This is a genomic window from Paenibacillus sp. 276b (assembly GCF_900107875.1).
GTDB lineage: Bacteria > Bacillota > Bacilli > Paenibacillales > Paenibacillaceae > Paenibacillus > Paenibacillus marchantiae.
This window is the reverse complement of sequence record NZ_FNRR01000001.1, coordinates 2,372,538-2,392,245: the sequence shown is the minus strand read 5'-3', so window position 1 is coordinate 2,392,245 and position 19,708 is coordinate 2,372,538. Positions and strand designations below refer to the sequence as shown.

At 46.5% G+C, this 19,708-nt stretch carries 15 protein-coding genes; 11 read left to right on the top strand and 4 right to left on the bottom strand.

What is annotated here, in order from left to right:
* Positions 1–3: 3 nt before the first annotated feature.
* The gene (locus BLV50_RS10200) at positions 4–570 is read left to right on the top strand and encodes a nitroreductase family protein (RefSeq protein ID WP_072733380.1); all 567 of its coding nucleotides are present in this window, start codon (positions 4–6) and stop codon (positions 568–570) included.
* A 22-nt stretch (positions 571–592) separates the two neighbouring features.
* On the opposite strand, the gene BLV50_RS10195 is transcribed toward BLV50_RS10200, so the two are convergent.
* Positions 593–2,050, bottom strand: coding sequence for a 4-hydroxyphenylacetate 3-hydroxylase family protein (locus tag BLV50_RS10195; RefSeq protein WP_090807337.1), 1,458 nt, complete (start codon positions 2,048–2,050; stop codon positions 593–595).
* 202 nt (positions 2,051–2,252) lie between these two features.
* On the bottom strand, positions 2,253–2,405 hold the full coding sequence (locus tag BLV50_RS10190) for a DUF1540 domain-containing protein (protein ID WP_090807335.1): 153 nt from the start codon (positions 2,403–2,405) through the stop codon (positions 2,253–2,255).
* A gap of 364 nt (positions 2,406–2,769) precedes the next feature.
* Here BLV50_RS10190 and BLV50_RS10185 point away from each other — a divergent pair, with 364 nt between their 5' ends.
* Positions 2,770–3,582: an AAA family ATPase gene (locus BLV50_RS10185; RefSeq protein WP_090807332.1), complete on the top strand. Its 813-nt coding sequence runs from the start codon at positions 2,770–2,772 to the stop codon at positions 3,580–3,582.
* 164 nt (positions 3,583–3,746) lie between these two features.
* Here the strand turns inward: BLV50_RS10185 and BLV50_RS10180 are convergent, their stop codons facing one another.
* Both BLV50_RS10180 and BLV50_RS10175 read right to left on the bottom strand, forming a co-directional pair.
* Positions 3,747–5,210, bottom strand: coding sequence for a HAMP domain-containing sensor histidine kinase (locus BLV50_RS10180; protein WP_063563161.1), 1,464 nt, complete (start codon positions 5,208–5,210; stop codon positions 3,747–3,749).
* A complete protein-coding gene (locus tag BLV50_RS10175) occupies positions 5,195–5,881 on the bottom strand; it encodes a response regulator transcription factor (RefSeq protein WP_063563160.1) in 687 nt (228 codons plus the stop codon). The genes BLV50_RS10180 and BLV50_RS10175 overlap by 16 nt, the downstream gene beginning before the upstream one ends.
* 191 nt (positions 5,882–6,072) lie before the next feature.
* Between BLV50_RS10175 and BLV50_RS10170 the strand changes: the two genes are divergently transcribed.
* The 9 genes from BLV50_RS10170 to BLV50_RS10130 all read left to right on the top strand — a co-directional run bounded on the left by BLV50_RS10170 (position 6,073) and on the right by BLV50_RS10130 (position 19,604).
* A complete protein-coding gene (locus BLV50_RS10170) occupies positions 6,073–6,792 on the top strand; it encodes a YceI family protein (RefSeq protein WP_090807330.1) in 720 nt (239 codons plus the stop codon).
* Positions 6,793–7,032: 240 nt separating this feature from the next.
* Entirely contained in the window at positions 7,033–11,391 is a 4,359-nt protein-coding gene (locus BLV50_RS10165) for a glycosyl hydrolase 53 family protein (protein WP_090807328.1), read from the top strand.
* Between the two features lie 160 nt (positions 11,392–11,551).
* Entirely contained in the window at positions 11,552–12,568 is a 1,017-nt protein-coding gene (locus BLV50_RS10160; protein ID WP_063563156.1) for an iron-hydroxamate ABC transporter substrate-binding protein, read from the top strand.
* Between the two features lie 241 nt (positions 12,569–12,809).
* Positions 12,810–13,853: an SPFH domain-containing protein gene (locus BLV50_RS10155; protein WP_063563155.1), complete on the top strand. Its 1,044-nt coding sequence runs from the start codon at positions 12,810–12,812 to the stop codon at positions 13,851–13,853.
* Positions 13,850–14,953, top strand: coding sequence for a diacylglycerol kinase catalytic domain-containing protein (locus tag BLV50_RS10150; RefSeq protein WP_256336326.1), 1,104 nt, complete (start codon positions 13,850–13,852; stop codon positions 14,951–14,953). Before BLV50_RS10155 ends, BLV50_RS10150 begins: the two co-directional genes overlap by 4 nt.
* A gap of 81 nt (positions 14,954–15,034) precedes the next feature.
* A complete protein-coding gene (locus tag BLV50_RS10145; RefSeq protein ID WP_063563154.1) occupies positions 15,035–15,748 on the top strand; it encodes a response regulator transcription factor in 714 nt (237 codons plus the stop codon).
* Complete coding sequence (locus tag BLV50_RS10140) at positions 15,745–16,737, top strand: sensor histidine kinase (protein ID WP_090807326.1); 993 nt, start codon at positions 15,745–15,747, stop codon at positions 16,735–16,737. The genes BLV50_RS10145 and BLV50_RS10140 overlap by 4 nt, the downstream gene beginning before the upstream one ends.
* 172 nt (positions 16,738–16,909) lie before the next feature.
* Positions 16,910–17,680, top strand: a complete 771-nt coding sequence (locus BLV50_RS10135; RefSeq protein WP_090807324.1) for an ABC transporter ATP-binding protein — start codon at positions 16,910–16,912, stop codon at positions 17,678–17,680.
* Positions 17,655–19,604 (top strand): FtsX-like permease family protein, encoded by a 1,950-nt coding sequence (locus tag BLV50_RS10130; protein ID WP_090807321.1) that lies wholly within the window; start codon positions 17,655–17,657, stop codon positions 19,602–19,604. The genes BLV50_RS10135 and BLV50_RS10130 overlap by 26 nt, the downstream gene beginning before the upstream one ends.
* Positions 19,605–19,708 lie beyond the last annotated feature (104 nt).

Here is a 19,708-nt window from a genome sequence, read left to right as displayed (position 1 = left end):
TCCATGTCTACCGGTTTGAGACAAGATGCAGCAAGCGGCAAGAAACGTACAGGAACTTGTGAATTCAGCCCGTTGCCTGTACCACAGTCGGTTATAAGACGGTTGCTTGATGAAGCAGATCCATCTTTATATGTGATAAGTTCAGAGCCTTGGCGGTTTATGTTGTTCGCGAATGAAGGACGTCAACTGTATCTGGAGGCGGTCAGACAGAGTTACCCACCACATTTGGCAGATCGTTACGGAGACTGGGCTACATATCAATATACAGAAGCTATTCCGGCACATCTGGTTGTTGTCGCCCCTTCAAGTGCCAGGGAGGACCATTTATTGCCTGCAAAAGCCTGGAGCAAACGTTTTTGCATCCTGGCAGCGGAACAAGGTTTGAATGCCGTCTGGAAGATCAATGATTATCAACAGCATCCCGTGTTTATGAATTTGATGGGTTTAACGCGTGAGGAAAAGGTATTGGGTGTATTCCACATCGGTTACGGAGACCAGTCTGCACTTCGGGACACCGACGCAGGCAGACCAGCCTCTGAACTGATGACGGTCTACGACCATCTGGTTTAAACGAGGGGATCAATCCTCATTCTTATTTGCCCGTCTTGGCAATAAAATTGCGTACGAGTTGACGATACGATTGATCTGCTGAGCTTGCTGAATACATCCGATTCGACACAGTGATCGTGTTACCAAAAAAGAACCGTTCGAACTGGGTCTGTCTGCCTCCGAATGATCCTGCTCCAAGCTCCCAGATTAGGCGGAACAATGCTGTGCGTTCCTGAGATACCATGTCGGTTCCTCTCAGGTACGTATCCAGATGCGGCGCGATTTCGGAGCGGAATTCTTCTTCCTGAGGCACCATAATTACGCCGCTGGAACCCAAGAGCTGCAAAATTTCAATCATCTCTGGATACAGTTTGGGAAATAAAAGGTTTGCTGCCATTAACGGTTTGGAGGCAGGTATTATAAATCCCCGTCCATCTTCCATAGCACCGGCTTCTGCTGCCAGAGCCAGTGCTTTTAACGTTTCAAGACCCGCGAGTACCCTGGCTGTTTTCTCTACCACATGCGTTTCAGCAGCTTGGTCGAGCGTGTCAGCGAGTAACTGAATGGTGCCCAGAACAAATTCCGTTTTGGCAATATACCGGCATACGACCTGATGTCCTGCGTGAATGTGAAAATGGCTTCCACTAAAGAGGCGGCCAGACATTTCCTCATTACCGGCGAAGAATATCCGTTCATGAGGAACAAGCACATGATCAAAAATGACGATGTTGTCCATCTCTTCATATCTGGAACTGAGTGGATAGTTGAAATTAGATTCGGCTGCGTAGGTATCCCGGCAGATCAGGCTAATTCCAGGCAAGTCATTCGGTACAGCAAAGGCAAAGGCGAACGGATTTTCATCTTCGAACGGTGCCGGTGAAGGGGAAGGATACACCAGGATTTCGTCTGACGTGGCGGCCTGAGTGGCCATCATGAATGCACCATTAATGATCAGACCTTCTTCAGTGCGATCAACCACTTTGGCGGCAATGGCATCTTCGGTCGCGTCCAATAGTCCTGAAATTTTACTGGCATGAGGCTGGATAAAGGCATGGGAGAGGGTAATATCATTATCACGGCAGTAGGCATAGTAGTTTCTCAAATTTTCAGCGTATTGTGGCGATACTTCTTCAAGAATATCTGCTCCAGTATAAAAGGCCATAATTGCTGTGTTCATATAATCGGGTGATCGTCCCAAAAAACCATGGTGAGTCCCTGACCAAATATTCATTGCTTCTCGGCGTCTGCGCAAGTCATCTGCGCTGGTTGGAGGCAGAAAGGACATACCTACTGGTTTTCCGTCAGCAGGAGATGCATAAGTCATCGTATCGATTAGATGTGGATCAGACTGAAGATCGTACAACTTCGCTTGTGTTTCCATCAAACCTGCAAACGCAAAATGTTCAGAACGTTTTCCGGTAATAAGCTCCCCTCTGTACCAGCAGGGGACTGTCTGGGCATCGATACGTTCGATATACTGTTTGCCACTTTTTACGGGCATCGTTACTCACCTCTATGATCTATTCGTTCATGGGCAGTTTGACTGCTCTCGTAGTGTACGTTAATAGGCAGTCCAATGTGCATGAAGAGAGGGAGTTCAGATTTTGCAGAAAAGAGCTTGATAATAATTATCATTCTTGTTACAATAGAAAAAGAAAAAGGAACCGCGAAGGCTCCTTTAACTTGAACAAACTGAATTTTTATTATTTTACTTCAAATGTTTTGCAATCCGTTTCAGCGGATTCACTTACTTTTTTGGAACTGTGACTCACGATGTAGATTGAAGATGCGTTGCATTTGTTCTCTTCAGCCCAGTGACGACATGAATTAACCTCACATAATACGTCTTTTGCCATGATTGATAACCTCGCTTTAATTGGATTACATTCGTTGGTATAAAAGAACTTCCGGAAATGGCAAGTTGCCGCTTGCAAATCTGGAAAAATTTTGTGTTCTCTCGAGTGAATAGAGGGCTTTTTTTGCGTTATACACAACGATGCATATTTAGAATAGCAAATTTTGCTTCCGCTTGCAACAAATTGGACGGGACCTTACGCAAAATGATGGACAAGTCACGGAAACTTTGCAAAGGGGCCGTCTTATGTTATTGTTTAATAGTAATAATTACGATTAAAAGATCGTTAAATATGGATGAGAATGAATCGATAGCATTTAACTTGGATGATCCCCTGAGACATAGAAGAAGGAGAACGATCAACGATGAGCAAAACCAACCATGTAAACCGGATACCCCGAGCGAAAGGCATCGATATGGCCGCTTTTTATTCACCGAAAGAGTGTGGACGCAAGGCAAAGCATATTGTATTCTCCGCAGACAATGAACGGGTTGTGGAGGAGTTTATTACGATTCTCGGTATGAAAGATCAGTTTGCAGAACATGATGTGCCAATGCCGAACAAAATGGTGATGTTTGGTCCTCCGGGTACAGGCAAAACATTAACCGCTTTTCATCTTGCACACCGACTTCAGCTTCCCCTGGTTCTTGTAAGACTCGATGCCATTATACACAGCCACCTTGGGGAGACGGGAAGCAATGTCCGTAAACTATTCGAATATGCACGGGCTAACCCCTGTGTGCTATTTCTAGATGAATTTGATGCCGTAGGTCGTACGCGTGAAAGTAATGATGAGGTTAAAGAGATGGCTCGTGTCATCAATACATTGTTGCAATGCCTGGACGAATTCGAAGGAGACAGCATTCTGGTTGCTGCTACGAATCTGGAGAACCAGCTGGATCATGCGATATGGCGGCGATTTGATACCAAAATAACTTATGGGATGCCGGATGAATCGAGCCGTAGATTATATATTAGCAAGTTGATGGGGCAGTTTGAGCAGGAGAGCCGACTGGAAGAATTCACGTGTGAACGCCTCACAGGATGCAGTTATGCCGATGTAGAGCAGATTGTCTTAAAAGCTAAACGGAAAGCTATTATTGCCAACATCCCATTACATGAGCAATTCATTAATGATGCGTATGCAGAATATAAGCCGCGGGTACTGGCCACATAGCTTGTATATGAATATCAGCAACCACTCTCACATAATGAATAGCCCGGTTCCTATGAAGGAATGTCGGGCTATTCGATATTTCAGCAAGTTGAATGGCCGTTTGTTCTTGGTTATTTGGCGGCAAATGAAGAAAGCTATATATGACATGCAGACATCGTGTCCTGCTAAGCGTTAGCCGTTGCGCGATAAGATGGTTCTATCTCTGTTTTTTCAGGACCAGACCATCGTGGCAAAGTTAAGGTGAAAAGGCTGCCTTCAGGACTGCTGGAGGTCAGGGACAGCTCCCCTCCCTGGGCTCGAGCAAGCAAGCGGCTATAGGTCAGTCCCAGACCTAGTCCACGGGTACGGCGTTTTTTGATCTCGCCACGGTAGAAACGTTCGAAGATCTTGGGTTGATCGTCTTTGGTGATACCCGTACCGTTATCCTGCACATTAACAAACAGGTTGTCCTCCTCCGCACGCAAACGGATATGAAAGACGGCAGCATGGTCGGAAGCGGCTGCTTGCAGTCCGTTATTGAGCAGGTTGACAATGATCTGCTGAATCCGAAGGGTATCACCGATGGTATAGAGCGTACCCGAAGGTGTATGCAATTCAATTTCGGGAGACTTGTCCTCATAAGCGATTTTCCACTGATAGATAATCTCACCCACCAGCAAATTCAGATCTATGCGTTCCCGACGAACAGCAACACTTCCAGCGCTCATCGCATTGTAATCCAGCAGGTCAGCGACCATACGTTCCATACGTTCGGATTCTTTGAGTGCGATGTCCAGAAATTCCTTTGCTTCCTCCGGACTAACGATATCATCCCGGACAGCCATCACGAGCCCTTTAATGGACGTTACCGGCGTTTTCAATTCATGGGTTACCCCAGCAAGTGACAGGGCACGCCATTCCTCCAATTGCTGCAAACGAATGGACATCTCGCGAAAAGATTCAACGAGTTCATTCATCTCCCGTTCCCGTGTATTCAGATCCAAATTGACTTCATAGTTTCCGTTTCGAATCTGCTCCGCGGCGTGGGCGACCTGGCGAATAGGCTTGGAGAGCTTGCGGGACAGGAGGTAGATTGTAAACCAACCACACAGGATTAAAGCAACGAAAAGGATGCACACCACCAGCATCGTTTCCGGATTGTATGCAATGGACTTTTTGGATTGCATGACCCACACTTTACCGAGCGTCTGATCGTCATCTGTGACGTTAACCGTAACCCCGGCGAATTTATTGTTTCTTGGTTCGCGCAGGTCGTCAGACAGCCGATAATACACATCCTGCTGCGTCATTTTTGGTTTGGAATAAATCAATTGATTATTGTTGTCGAGCACCATAATACAAAAGTAATTATCTGTATTGAAAAGCTTGGTACGTTTGTCCACCAGTCTGTCAAGATCCGGGGGAATATACAGTTTGTTTTCTGTGCCAGTTACCTTCTCGGCGATTTCCAGACCTAATAGTTGGGCCGTTTTGAGACCTTTCTCAATGGAAGTGGTTCTGATCCAGTAAAGTGCCCCTGCAACAATAATGGTAAAGCCGATGCAGAGGATTAGAAAATAACGAAGCGTCCAGTAAGACAGAATGGATGTTTTACGTTTCGGTGTATTTCGTTTTAGTTGGCGATCCAAAATTGATACCCCATTCCCCGTAAAGTCCGGATTTCTCCCGTTTCCGGTAGCCAGTGAGATAACGCCTGACGCAGCCGTTTGATCGACAGGTCCACAGCCCGATCACTTCCGTCATAGTCCATGCCCCATACCTGTTCGATCAGATGGTCTCGGGTAAATGTGCGGTTGGGGTATTCCGATAGAAACAGGAGCAGGGACAAATCACGTGGTGTCAGTGCAACCTCGGCGCCGTTCAAAAGTACCTGTTTGGCAGCCAGGTCAATGACCAGATTGCCAAAGTAACGTTTGCCCTCACCTTCGGCTGTCCAGTGTGGGTTGCGGCGAAGCACAGCATTGACTCTGGCGACCACTTCCTCGGGCACAAAGGGTTTGCTCATATAATCGTCCGCACCGGCATTCAGCCCATTCAGTCGATCCTGAATATCATCCAGTGCGGTTAGCATGATGACGGGACAAGCACTTTTTTCGCGGATGATTCGCAGCAGATCCCAACCGTCCATTCCGGGCAGCATCACATCCAGCAAAACCAAGGAAGGAACATCCGCATCAAATTGAGTTAAAGCAGTGGGTCCATCCGCTACATGACGAACATCGAATCCCGCTTTTCGAAGATAGGCAGCCAGCACACGGGCGATAGCTTGTTCATCTTCGACGATGAGTATGGATTTCAAGAAGGTGTCTCCTTTCACTTCAGAAGCTTGTGTACTGATTTTACATGAGCGGAAGCACAATGCCAATGAGGCAATTATTTTCAGAAAAAAATGCGTTGTATGTCATTTCTTGACGTCATCCTGACACATTGGGCTGTTAAGATGCTGATAAATAACCAACTTATACAGTTACCCATTGGAGGAAAATAGAGATGAATAAAAAGACAAAAACATGGATGATCTCAGGCGCGGCAGCAATTGTTATTCTTGGAGGCGGAGGGTACTATTTCGCGAACAGTTACCTGGGCAACAACGTTGAGATTGAACAGGTACTTCCTGTCAGCACCGCCGCGTCCGCAACGGAAGCCGGATCGGACAGTGGTACAAGCGTATCCAACGATGCAGCGCGAGCAGAGCAACTGAATGGAGACTGGAGCATCAGCGAAGGTTCAAAAGTATATTTCTCGGTAACGACATCACAGGAAACCGTCAATTTTGCCGACGAGCAGGTGAGTGGTAACCTGACCCTTAATGTAGACGATGCGTCCCAGATGAAGGCGGATGGACAGATTGAGATGAGTGACATTGATTCAGGCAATAGCCAGCGGGATGGACATGTGAAGGGGGCTGATTTCTTCGATGCAAGTACTTATCCACAAGCTACATTTAAGGCTACCTCATTTGAAGGTGTACCCACGGAATGGCCGGCAGGGCAGACCGTAGATTTTAAAATGAACGGAACCCTAACGGTAAAAGGGATCGAGAAAGAGGTAACGTTTGACGTAAAAGCCGCTTATGAAAATGACCAGGTGTTGTTGTCCGCCACAACGATGGTTACCTTTGAAGATTTTAGTATGGAGAATCCACATTCGGTGGTCCTTTCTACTGAAAATGACATTCAGGTTCAACTGGAGCTGAAGCTCAGCAAGTAAGCATATAGTAAGGCTAAAATCTGTTCCAATCTGCCTAATCAGGCAGAGGGACAGATTTTTTTTGTTAGGAATGGGAATCGATCCACAGTGAGCAAGGAATTACCATTCGATGTGTTAAAATAACTGCTGTTTCCTTGGCATAATACCGTGTCCTCGATTATTGTAAAGCGCTTACAATAATAATGATTTACAACATTCATTGTTCAAGTTGAACCAAATACGATTAGGGGGAGATCAAGCGTGCACAAAAGATACATAAGTGGCTGTCTCGTATTACTGTTGTTGTTCTGTGATTTGGGGCTGGTAGTTCGGCCCGCAGCGGCAGCGGCGAAAGTAAACGTTGCGCTGAATAAGGCGGTTACGGTCAGCTCGGAGGATCTACAATGGGGGGGCAATAAAGAAAAAGCGGTGGATGGCAAAGGAGATACTAAATGGAGTGCGAATAGTCCTACTTCAGCAGATCAACCGCATTGGCTGACGGTAAACTTGGGAGCTTCATACAACCTTTCCGGTGCGGAACTAACGTGGAAGGATGCAAACGAGGTTGTGAAGTTTTTGGTTGAAGTTTCTGAGGACGGAAATACCTGGACACCTGTGGCAGATCACTCTGCCAACGATAAAGCGGAATCACAGGTCAATCTGGATTTTCAGGCAGATGCGGTTCAATATGTGAAGGTCACGATTCCTTATTATGCGGGTACCGACTGGTGGCCTGGCATTTCTGAATTCCAAATCTGGGGGGAGGAAGAGGTGCGGAACCCGGCAGACATCGAGAAGTATGATACAGTCAACGTAACAACCGTAAGCCGGAGTGCCCCAGTTCTGCCTAATGAAGTCATGGCACATTACCAGAACGAGAAATCGGGCCTTGTCCCGGTTGAATGGGAGGAAATTAATCCTTCAAAATATGCATCAGCAGGCAGCTTTACCGTTACAGGTGATGTATATGGAGCTCCCATTCAACCTGTAGCTACCGTTACGGTAGAAGGATATCGTAGTGATTTTGTCAGAGGGGTGGATATTTCCACGTTAACAGCCATTGAGGATAATGGAGGTTATTATCTGGACAGCAATGGAGCTGAGCGCGATCTGCTCGATATTCTCAAAGACCGTGGAGTGAACTATGTGCGGCTTCGTCTGTGGAATGATCCACAGAAATCCAATGGATATAACGACAAGGAAGATGTGATTCGTCTGGCCCAGCGGGTAAAGGTCAAGGGCATGAAGGTCCTGCTCGACTTCCATTATTCTGATGAATGGGCACATCCGGGCCAACAGCTTCGTCCAAAGGCCTGGGAAAACTTTTCATTCGACGAATTGAAGAACGCTGTCTATGATTACACACGTGAAGTGGTAGGCGAGATGAAGGATGCGGGCGCGATGCCCGACATGGTTCAGATCGGTAATGAAATCAACAGTGGTGTGTTAAACGGGCTGAAGAGCAACGTCAACTTTGATGAAAACGTTGCATTACTTCAGCGTGGAGTGGATGGTGTTCGCGCAGTGCCTGGTGGAGATCAGGTTCAAATTATGATCCATTTGGCTGAAGGAGGCAAAGCGGATACATTTGATTGGTATTTCGGCGAATTGGAGAAACGGGATTTGAAATACGATATCATCGGGCTGTCCTATTATCCATTCTGGCACGGAACATTCGCAGATGTGCGCAAAACGATGAATGAAGTATCTGCGAAATATGGAAAAGAAGTCATTATTGCTGAGACGTCCTATCCATTCTCGTATAAAAACGGGGACGCTCACGGCAATATTATTGGCAACCCGGAAACGCTGAATGTGGGAGGTGCTACCTTCCCGGCAACCGTGCAGGGACAATACGATGCGATTGCAGGCATCATGGACATGATCTCACAAGTTCCGGATCAGAAGGGAGCGGGTTTCTTCTATTGGGAGCCTGCATGGATTGCGGCCAATGTAGGCTGGATTGCTTCCGAGGGAGACGCATGGGAGAATCACGCCATGTTTGATTATGACGAATATCCGGCGAATGGCGGTTACTCGTATGAAGGGCGTGCCCTGCCATCGCTGGATGTGTACAAACGTGGTTTAGACATTCTGCCCGCAGATCGGAAAGATTTGTCGGCAGCCATTACGCGTGCAAAGGCGCTGGTATCCAGTGATTTTACACCTGAAAGCTGGACCACACTCGCTCCGGCCATTGCGGCAGCCGAGCATACGTACAAATTGGCGTATACATCTGGTGTGACACAACAGGATACGGACGCTGCGACTGCCACTCTTCATGAGGTTATGCAGCAGCTTGATGTTATAGCGGCGAATCGGAACGCTCTCGAGGAGATTATTACCGAAGCCAAAACATATAAGCAAGCAGATTGGTCTGCTGCAACCTGGGCTGTTCTGACTAAGTCTCTTACTCGTGCAGAACAGATCATGGCAGATCTAAGAGCCACTCAGACCGAGGTGAATACAGCAGTAAAACAAGTGGAAGCAGCAATTCATGGGTTGTCCAATGTAGACAAAACTGAGCTGACACAGTTCATCGGTGAAACCCAGCAGCTGACCGAATCTTCATATACACAGCGAAGCTGGGCAAACCTGAAAGCGGCATTGTTATCGGCAATCACGGTCAGAGACAAGCAGGATGCCATACAATCGGAAGTGCAGGAGGCTCTGACAATACTTCAGAAAGCCCATAACAACCTTGTTTTGCTGGAGGCATTAACAACAGGTAAAACAGCTACTGCATCAAGCAGTGCCGGTACTGGTGGTGGAAAAGACAACTCACCTGGGGGAGCGATTGACAGTGACCCCACTACTTCATGGGGAACAGACCAAAGTGTGGATAGTTGGTGGCAAGTGGATCTGGGGGCGACCGCTGTGATCCGTAAGCTGGAAATGTCCATGTGGAGTGGAGGCATTAAATACAAGATCGAAGTATCCAACGATAACAAGAACTTTGTCAAAGTCGTGGATACAACAAGTGATGTGGTTGTATCCACCAGTCCAAGGCATATCCTGCCCGCAGGCACGGAGGCGCGTTATATTAAACTGACCATTACCGCTGGTTCTCAGTGGGTAGGCTTTATGGATTTTGAAGCTTACGGTATGTTCCTGGCGGACAAATCTGCCTTGGGAACTACAGTGAATTCCGTTGCGAAGCTGCATCAAAATGATTACACGGCCGTAAGCTGGAATAGGTTTGCACAGGCATTGTCGTATGCTCGTGTGCTTATGGATGATGCAGAAGCCAGTGCACAGGAAATCAGTGCTGCGGATAACGCGTTGAAAGAGGCGCTTAGTCAGCTTGTACGGCAAGAGTCGACTCCGGGTCAGCCGTCACAGCCCGGTCAACCTGCACAGCCTTCCACGCCTGGATCATCGCAGAATCCCGGCAATCCTTCTGTAACGCCACCTGTTGAATCCGGTAGTCCAGGAGAAAGTGGTTCCATTACATTCAAAGGTACAAGTACCGGAGCGGGCTCCTATGTGATTCAACCTGATATGAAGCAGTTGTCTCAAACGATTGACGGAATGGGAGCAGGCAGCAAACAGCTCACCTTGATTGCAGATGTTCCTAAGGATACAAAGGCTGCGACCTTCCGGCTCAATGCAAATCAACTTCACGAATGGGCACGTACTCAGGCATTACAGTCGCTGGAGCTGATCATGAAGCAGACATCTGTCCGCATCCCATTAAGTCTATTGAAGGATGCTCGTAATGAAGATGGAGTTACAATGGATGTCACTCTGGTCGAAGACTCCACAGCCAATCTGTCTGAAGCGCAAAAGAAAGCCATCGGTAACCGCAACGTGGTCAGTGTGGATCTATTGTTGAATGGGCAGCCGTTACAGTGGACTGATAGATCCATTGAAATTGCGATGTCGAATGTTCAAAATTCAAATGCAGAAGACGTTGTACTGGTTATCCAATCCCTTTTGGCAAATGGTGAAATGAAACCAGTAACCTTTACTCAATATGATGAAATGACCCAAAGTCTGGCTTTCAAGCCGCTTCAATCAGGCCGTTTCGTGATTACTGAAGTGCAGGTGCCGTTGAATGACTTACAATCCTACTCCTGGGCCATTAAAGAGGTTCAGAATTTGTATGGCAAAGGAATCATTTCAGGCATGACAGACACCCGATTCAGTCCGCAAGCAGAGCTGACACGAGCGCAATTTCTGCAAATGATCATGAAGGGGATTGGCGAATCACGTTTGCCGGATACATCCACTTCAGCTCTAACGGATGTGAAGAATGATCAGTGGTATACAGATTCCGTACGCCTTGGTCTGGAGATGGGAATCGTGCAAGGTAGAGCAGACGGATCATTCGCAGCCAATGAACGTATTACCCGCGAGGACATGGCGGTGATGTTAAACCGTGCAATACAGATCATGAAGCAGAACACCAGTACAGCCGTTGATTCAACAATCAACAGCACCACATTTAATGACAACACAGATATCGCTGAATATGCAAAACAAGCTGTTGCATCCATGCAGGAGCAAGGTCTACTTAGAGGAATGGGGGATGGCACGTTTGCGCCAAAAAAGCATGCCAACCGTGCACAGGGGGCAGTCGCTGTAGCCAGAATGATGGAGCAGATTTATAAATTCTAAGTGTATATATGATATAGGGATCGGGTCTTTCTGGCTCGATCCCTATGTTTATGGATTTCAATTAAAATGGTAGACAGTTAGTAATCAATTCTGCTATGATTCCAATGATAATGATTACCATTATCACAAAAAGCAATGAATTATAGGGGGCATCATGTTTATGTTTAAATCCAAATCGATTCTTTCCATCTGCACGTTATTCATTGTGTTTACGCTAGTTCTTGCGGGCTGCGGAAATGCAGGAAAGACAACGGATGAAACGGGGAGCGGCTCAGGACAGACGAGTGAGAATCAGGAATCCACTGGAACCGATACAGCTCAGAATGAATCAGCGGAAAGTGAAACACGTGAATATGAGACGGATAAAGGGACGGTTACCATTCCTGCACATCCGAAACGCATCGTGACCGATTACTACGGGGGCGAAATTCTGTCTGTAGGCGGTAATCTGATTGGTGTGGAGCCAAGTGCCTTTGATAATCCGTTCATTAAGGACAAGCTGAAAGACACCACAGACGTGGGTTATCCGGTGAACGTGGAGAAGACGCTGGAATTACAGCCTGACTTGATCGTTGTGATGTATGATGATAACTACGAGGAACTGTCCAAAATTGCACCAACTGTGCATATCCCATATGGTACAGCCACAGATATCTACAAGACAGTTGAGCTGTTTGGTGATTTAATGGGTCAACCTGATCAGGCGAAGGCGTTCATTGCCGATTATGAGAAAAAGGCGGAAGAGGGACGCGAGAAGCTGAAAGGTATCGTGGACGAAAATACAACCGTTGGATTATACGAGTTGACGGACAAAGGGGATCTGTGGATCTTTGGCGACAACGCAGGCCGGGGCGGGCAAGTTGTATACAATGCTTTGAAGCTGAAAATGCCGAGCAAGGTGAGCAAAGACAATCAGACCGTGCAGCTATCGCTCGAAGTACTGCCTGAATATGCTACGGATTACATGTTCATGACGGTGTACGATCCTGAGAAAAAAGGCGAAGCACTGAAGGAATTCAAACAGTCCAAAGTATGGAACGGTCTGGATGCGGTGAAGAATCACCGGTTCTTCGAGAATGATTTTGATACATTCTATCGATATGATCCAATCGCCATTACTGCCCAGATCGATTTGTTTGTTGATCTGATCTTGAAGAGCGCTGAACAAAACAAATAAATGATTAACAGCTTGATGACTTCTAATGTTAGGCTAGCGCCTCGCATAACTTAACCCACAATGAGTTGTCATTACTGACTATAATTATAGAAAATCGACCTGCTTTAAGGCTTCTGCCTAAGGTAGGTTTTTTTATATAAAAGCAAAAAAAAGTTGTTAATGTCATATTGACAATATCGAATTCATTTGTTATCATTTCGATAATATCAAAATGACAATATTAAGAAATGGGGAATGAGCGATGTTTGGATTCCGATTCGTGAAGTTTCAACCCAGTGAGTACGTAATGAAAGTGAAGAACGGGCAGGTTCAGCTTCAAGGAGTGGGTTTGTCCTTCTACTATTATGAGCCGACGACGTCGGTGGTGGTTCTGCCTGTATCTTCGGTGGATGTGCCCTTTATGTTCGAAGAAATAACAGCTGATTATCAAACCGTTACGGTTCAGGGTCAACTGAGCTATCGTATCGTTGATTATATGAAAATCACCCAAAGCTTAAACTACACGTACAATTTGCGCAAAAACAGATATATTTCCGACGATCCTGGCAAGTTGGATCAACGTGTGATTACGACCGCCAAAGTGCTGACCAAAAAACATCTGGAGCAAATGCCCCTGAAGGAAGCCATTCAATCGAGCGAACGGCTGGCCAGCAGCATGAAACGGGAAGTGGTGCAGAGTCAGGAACTGGAGAAATTGGGCGTAGAGCTGATGAGTCTGTCCATTCTGGCCATTTTGCCCAATAAAGAGACGATGCGTGCACTGGAAGCACAAGCGCGGGAAGAGATTTTACGCCAGGCCGACGAAGCGCTGTATGTACGTCGCAACGCATCCATTGAACAGGAGCGGAAAGTGAAGGAGAACGAACTAAACACGGAAATTGCCGTTGAGACGAAGAAACAGCAGATTCGAGAAACACAATTACATGCAGAGCGTTCGGTGAAACAGAAACAAAATGAGATGGAACAGGAACAGCTCCAATTCAATACGGCGATGGAGGAACGGAAACAACAGCTTATTGAATTGACGATTGCCAATCAGAATGCCGAAGCTGATGCCAAAGCCTATGAAATTGCTGCCGTGATGAACTCGTTACAACAGGTGGAGCCTAGCGTGCTACAGGCGATGGCTAACATGGGTATGAACTCGGATAAACTGATTGCCCTTGCATTCCAGGAGCTGGCTGAGAATGCCGGGAAAATTGGACAGCTTAACATTTCGCCGGATCTGCTGCAAGGATTGATGAATCCACCGACAAGAGAGCAGCAGGGAGGTCGGGCACGATGAGACTTGGGAAGGCAAGCCAGACTGTAGCCGCACACATTACTGGAGGAGAACCGATGACCGAATACAAGTTGATTCTGGTCAAACGCAGAACGAGGCTGGAAGAATTGGTGGTCCGCTATAATACGGTCCAACAAGCGCAGTTCTATATCGAACGCTTGGGAGCAGACTTCAGTGATTACCTGGAGGAGGACAGACGTTATCATCATTCCGTGCAGCAAGCCCAGCAGCAGCTCAGCCAACTGGGCCGGGTTCAGACCATTGATCGGGAACATGTGCCCAACTTTATTTTTGGAGCACAGGACATTGTGGTAGTGATTGGACAGGACGGTCTTGTTGCCAATACGCTCAAGTATGTAACCGAGCAGCCGCTCATTGGTGTTAATCCTGACCCCATGCGTTGGGATGGGGTATTGCTGCCATTTACGGTAGAGGATCTGAGCTTCATTATTCCCGATGTTATTCGTAAACGTCGCTCTCTGAAAGAAGTGACTCTGGCCAAAGTGGAGCTGAATGATGGGCAATATCTCTATGGCGTCAACGATCTGTTCATTGGCCGAAAGACGCATGTATCTGCTCGTTATGAAGTTCGCATGGGTTCATCGGTAGAACAACAATCCTCCAGCGGAGTGATTGTATCCACGGGAATGGGATCGACGGGCTGGTTCAAAAGTGTGCTGGCAGGTGCTGCTGGAGTCGTGGGCTCGGAAGCGTGGCAGCACATCCAATCGGGTGAAGCGTTCATTCCCGATAGAGACAGCAGAAGCTCTCATTCAAACTCGAACCCTAGAGGGAAAGATTATTCAGAAGCACATATCGCTGCGACTGCTTCTGCACAGGGGAGCATGAGCGACATGAATCACTTTGGCTGGGATGCGCCTTATCTGTATTTTACAGTACGTGAACCCTTCCCCAGCCGGACGACTGCAGCCAATCTGGTGTTTGGACAGATTCATCCGAAACAGCCTTTGCAGATTGTCTCCCAGATGCCGGAGGACGGCGTTATTTTCAGTGACGGGGTAGAACAGGACTTTCTTGAATTTAATTCCGGAGTGGAAGCGACTATTGGCTTGGCAGAGAAACGTGGACGTTTGGTGGTCTAATCCTTTATTTCCAATCCGTTTTTGACTAGAATGGTAAACTAGATGTAGAAGATATGTCAGGGAACGGAAAGAAGGTTGACGATGCAATCGATATTGCTGGTTGAAGATGATGCCAAGCTCGCAGGATTGCTGGGTGAATATCTGATCCGAAATGGTTTTCAAGTGCAGATTGTGGCAGATTTCCGTCATGTTCTGGATGAATTCATGCAGATCGGTCCGGATTTGGTATTAATGGATGTAAATCTGCCTCAATTTGATGGCTACTACTGGTGTAGACAGATCCGTTCGCATTCCATATGTCCCATTCTATTTATTTCGGCTCGTGACAGTGGCATGGATCAGGTTATGGCGCTGGAACATGGGGCGGATGATTATATTACGAAGCCTTTTCAATACGAGGTCGTACTTGCTAAAGTTCGTAGTCACCTGCGTAGAGCATATGGGATGTATGCAGCTGTTCAACCAGAAATGAAAGTGAAAAATGGCTCTATGCTACTGTACCCCGAAAGATATGTACTGGAGTTCGATGGTCTTTCCGTAGAGCTGACTCAGAAGGAATCCATATTGGTCGAAGCGCTGATGGCCAAGGCCGGTCGGGTGGTGGGCCGGGAACGTTTGCTCGAACTGATGTGGGAAGATCAGCATTTTATTGATGATAATACGTTGAATGTGTACATTACACGTGTTCGCCGCAAGCTGAAGGATCTGGGGGCAGAAGAGGTTTTGGAAACCGTTCGCGGAGCGGGCTACCGATTGCTTGATTTGGAGTCACCTGTCCAAGAGGACCGACAATGAAACTGTTCTTAAGAGATCAGCTACCCCTCATCGGATTTTATTTGCTGCAAATGCTGCTTGTCCCAAGTGTATATTGGCTTTCTGGTGAGGATCGCCCCATGAGGATTGTTCTTTATGGCATGTTTCTCAGTACAGTTGTATTGCTCGTGTATCTGATCGTACGTTATTTCCAGCTCCATCCATATTACCGTGTGCTCCAGCAGCCACAACGGCTGGTACAGGAACCTTTCCAATCACTTGGTAATGCCCCTGTGGCTAATTCTTTACAGGAATTGATGCATGAACTGGAGCGTAACCGTCAGAATGAGATGGGTCAATTGCGAATTCATAGTGAGCAGCAGGTTGTGTTCATGAATCGCTGGGTCCATCAGATGAAGACACCACTGTCCATCATTCAGTTGACCCTGGAAGATGTGGATGATGATAAAACTGCAGGCAGCATACAGGATGAGCTGGATAAAATGCGCAAAGGGTTGGAAATGGTACTTCATTCTTCACGCCTGGAACAGTTCGAAGGGGATTTTCGCGTAGAGCTTCTGTCTCTACCCGAGGTGGTTCGAAGCAGCGTAGCTGAGAATCGACGTTTGTTTATTCGCAGAGGAATTACACCGTATATTCGAATGGACAACGACCTTCGAGTTTACAGTGACTCCAAATGGCTGCGGTTCATGTTTACCCAGATTTTGACCAATGCCGTTAATTACTCAGATAGCAAAGCTGGTAAAAATGTCATGATTACCGCCTATATTGAGGAAGAACGAATCGTATTAGATATTCAGGACCAGGGTATCGGCATATCGGCTGAAGATATTCAACGTGTGTTTAATCCTTACTTCACCGGAGAGCGGGGAAGACAGTATCATGAATCTACAGGTATGGGACTATATCTGGTCCGTGAGATCAGTACACGTTTGGGTAACCAGATAGAATTGTTCTCCAAACCCGATGAAGGAACATTGGTCCGATTCAGCTGGATGAATCGAAAATAGAGGTGCTTTGCCTATGGGCGAGGTGCTTTTTTTTATGGAATAGGAAGAAGGGGGAACATAACCTTAAACGCTGTGTAAGGAAAGTTTAAGGTAAATCGATAGCAGGGTTGTAGGAGGTCGTTTAGGATAAGGATATGAAAAGAAAGCATAGTTTAGTTGGAGGGGAAACACCATGGAAATGTTGCAAGTTTCGGCACTAAACAAAGTGTATCAGGGCAAAGTGCAGACTAAAGCCCTTAGTGATATTCATCTGACCATCAAGCAGGGTGAATTTGTAGGGATTATGGGGCCATCGGGCAGTGGGAAAACGACGTTGCTCAATATGGTCTCGACCATTGATGAGCCAAGTTCAGGCAAGGTGCTGATTAATGGCATGAATCCGTTTGATATGAAAAAGAAAGAACTTGCCATGTTCCGACGCAGGGAACTCGGGTTTGTATTTCAGGATTTTAATCTGCTCGATACCTTGACCGTTGCTGAAAATATAGTACTTCCGTTGACGCTGGACAAGGTCAAGCTGAAGGAGATGGAGAGCAGACTCGATCGGATTACCACTCAGCTTGGAATTAATCACATTCTGGATAAACGCGTCTATGAAATCTCGGGCGGACAGCGGCAGCGTACAGCCATTGCCAGGGCCATGATTAATATGCCATCCATTGTACTGGCCGATGAACCGACAGGTGCGCTGGATTCCACCTCATCTCAAGCGGTAATGGAATCGCTTGAACAGATCAACCAGCAAGAGAAAACAACCATTATGCTGGTCACGCATGATCCACTTGCCGCAAGTTACTGCCATCGGATTGTATTTATCAAGGATGGCAAGCTCGCAGCCGAAGTGCATCGTGGCGATAACCGACAGACGTTCTTTCAACGGATTATTGATACATTATCCTTCTGGGGAGGGAATTCGCATGAGCTTTCCTCAGTACGCCTTTAACAACATTCGCCGAAACGGGCGAGCGTACATCGCCTTTTTCCTAAGTAGTGCATTCATGGTCATGATATTCTTCGCGTATGCGATGTTTATCTATCATCCGTTTGTTGAGAAATTGCCGATTGGCAAGACTACGGCAGCGGGAATGCAGGTTGCCTCCGTCATCGTATACGTTTTCGCGATCTTCTTTGTTATGTATTCCATTAGTGCATTTCTGAAATCACGGAACAAGGAATTCGGTATTTTAACCATCTTGGGCGCGGAACCAGGACAGATTCGAAGACTGGTCATTCTGGAAAATATGTTTATCGGATGTCTGTCCATTGTGGCTGGAATAGGTGGAGGCATGTTATTATCCAAGCTGTTCCTGATGTTAACCACCCGATTTATCGGTATGGAAGACCTGCCTTTTTATTTCCCGGTAAAGGCCATGTTGATTACAGTGATTGCTTTTTTAGTACTGTTCTTTTGCATTTCCCTGTTCACACTGATCTTTATCGGAAATAAGCGCGCATTGGAGCTGCTAACGGGCACGAGCAAACCCAAAAAGGAACCTAAAGCATCATGGGTATTCTCTATTCTTGGGCTTGCGTTTCTCGCTACGGGATTCATTGCGCTATACGGCAGTTTGTCGAGTGAGAGTATTCTGATCGCTGCTGTGACAGGCATTGCAGGTACGTATTTTTTCTACTCGCAGCTTTCCGTGCTGGCCATTCGTCTGTTGAAACGTAACCGCAAACGGGTGTGGCATGGTACACGCTTGCTATGGATTTCCGAGATGAGTTACAAAATAAAAGATAATGCACGCATGCTGTTTATGGTGACGGTGGTTATTGCGATTGCTTCCATGAGTGCAGTGGTCATTTTGTCGCTGGATCAACAGAATCGACAAGTATTTAGAGACAAACATTTTCCGATTCGTTATAACGTGTACAGTGCATCGGAAGAACCTAACATGGCACCCGTCAATGAGGTTCTTGACGCTGCGGGTCTTCAATATCAGAACGCTTATCTGGAATATTTTTGGACAAGTACGGATGATAGCGGCATCAGTGTGATGTCTCTAAGTGATTTCAACCAGTTCAACACAATCCAGAACAAACCGACCTATAAGCTCTCAGCTCATTCCAGTATATTCATTGATTCACGCAATGTGGAGAAGCCTCGACATGAAGAAAGATTTCGTTCCTATGCCAAGGGCGATCAGTTAACGCTGGATATGAATTCAGGGCCTGTTACATTCGATATTAAATATACTGAAAATGAACCGGAATTCAACGGGCTTCTGTATACATCAGCCCTAGTTATTGTAAGTGATGAAGAGTTTAAGGCTCTTGCCGGACAATTGGACAAAGATGCTGTTTCCGGTAAATATCTTTATCATATCCCTTCATGGGGGGGATCGGTGCCCGATAGGCAATCATCTGAAGTGATGGTAAGCGATCGGCTGGCGGGCATGGATGAAATCATGAGGAATAACTCTAATGATAAAGATTTTTCGGGCTTTTTCACGACGCGATATGCTGACTTCGAAGAATTCAGACAGACAACGGCACTCTTCACCTTTTTGGGGATATTCATTGGACTGATCTTCTCGATCTCCTCAGCGAGCTTTCTCTATTTCAGGCTGCACACGGATCTGGAGGCAGATGGGAAAATGGTGCATTCCTTGTCTAAAATGGGTCTCAGTTTTCAGGAGATGAAACGATCATCCACAATTCAGATCGCGGTTCTCTTTTTCTTCCCAATCCTGATCTCAATTGTTGAAACGCTCGTTGTTGTTAAGCCGTTTCTGACTGAATTCGGTATTACGAATTATACTGTTCCGGTATTAACCGTATTTGGTGCATTTCTGCTGGCACAGACCTTCTATTTCTTCGTCATTCGTTCAAGATATATATCTTCACTACGCAAAATGATGGTTTAAAGTTAGCGGTTTTATATTAATCTGGTCATCTCCCCTGTTTTTGTTCTCTATGCTCCGGTTAATGGAGTGATAGATCATATATGAACATGAGAGGGGTCATCCCG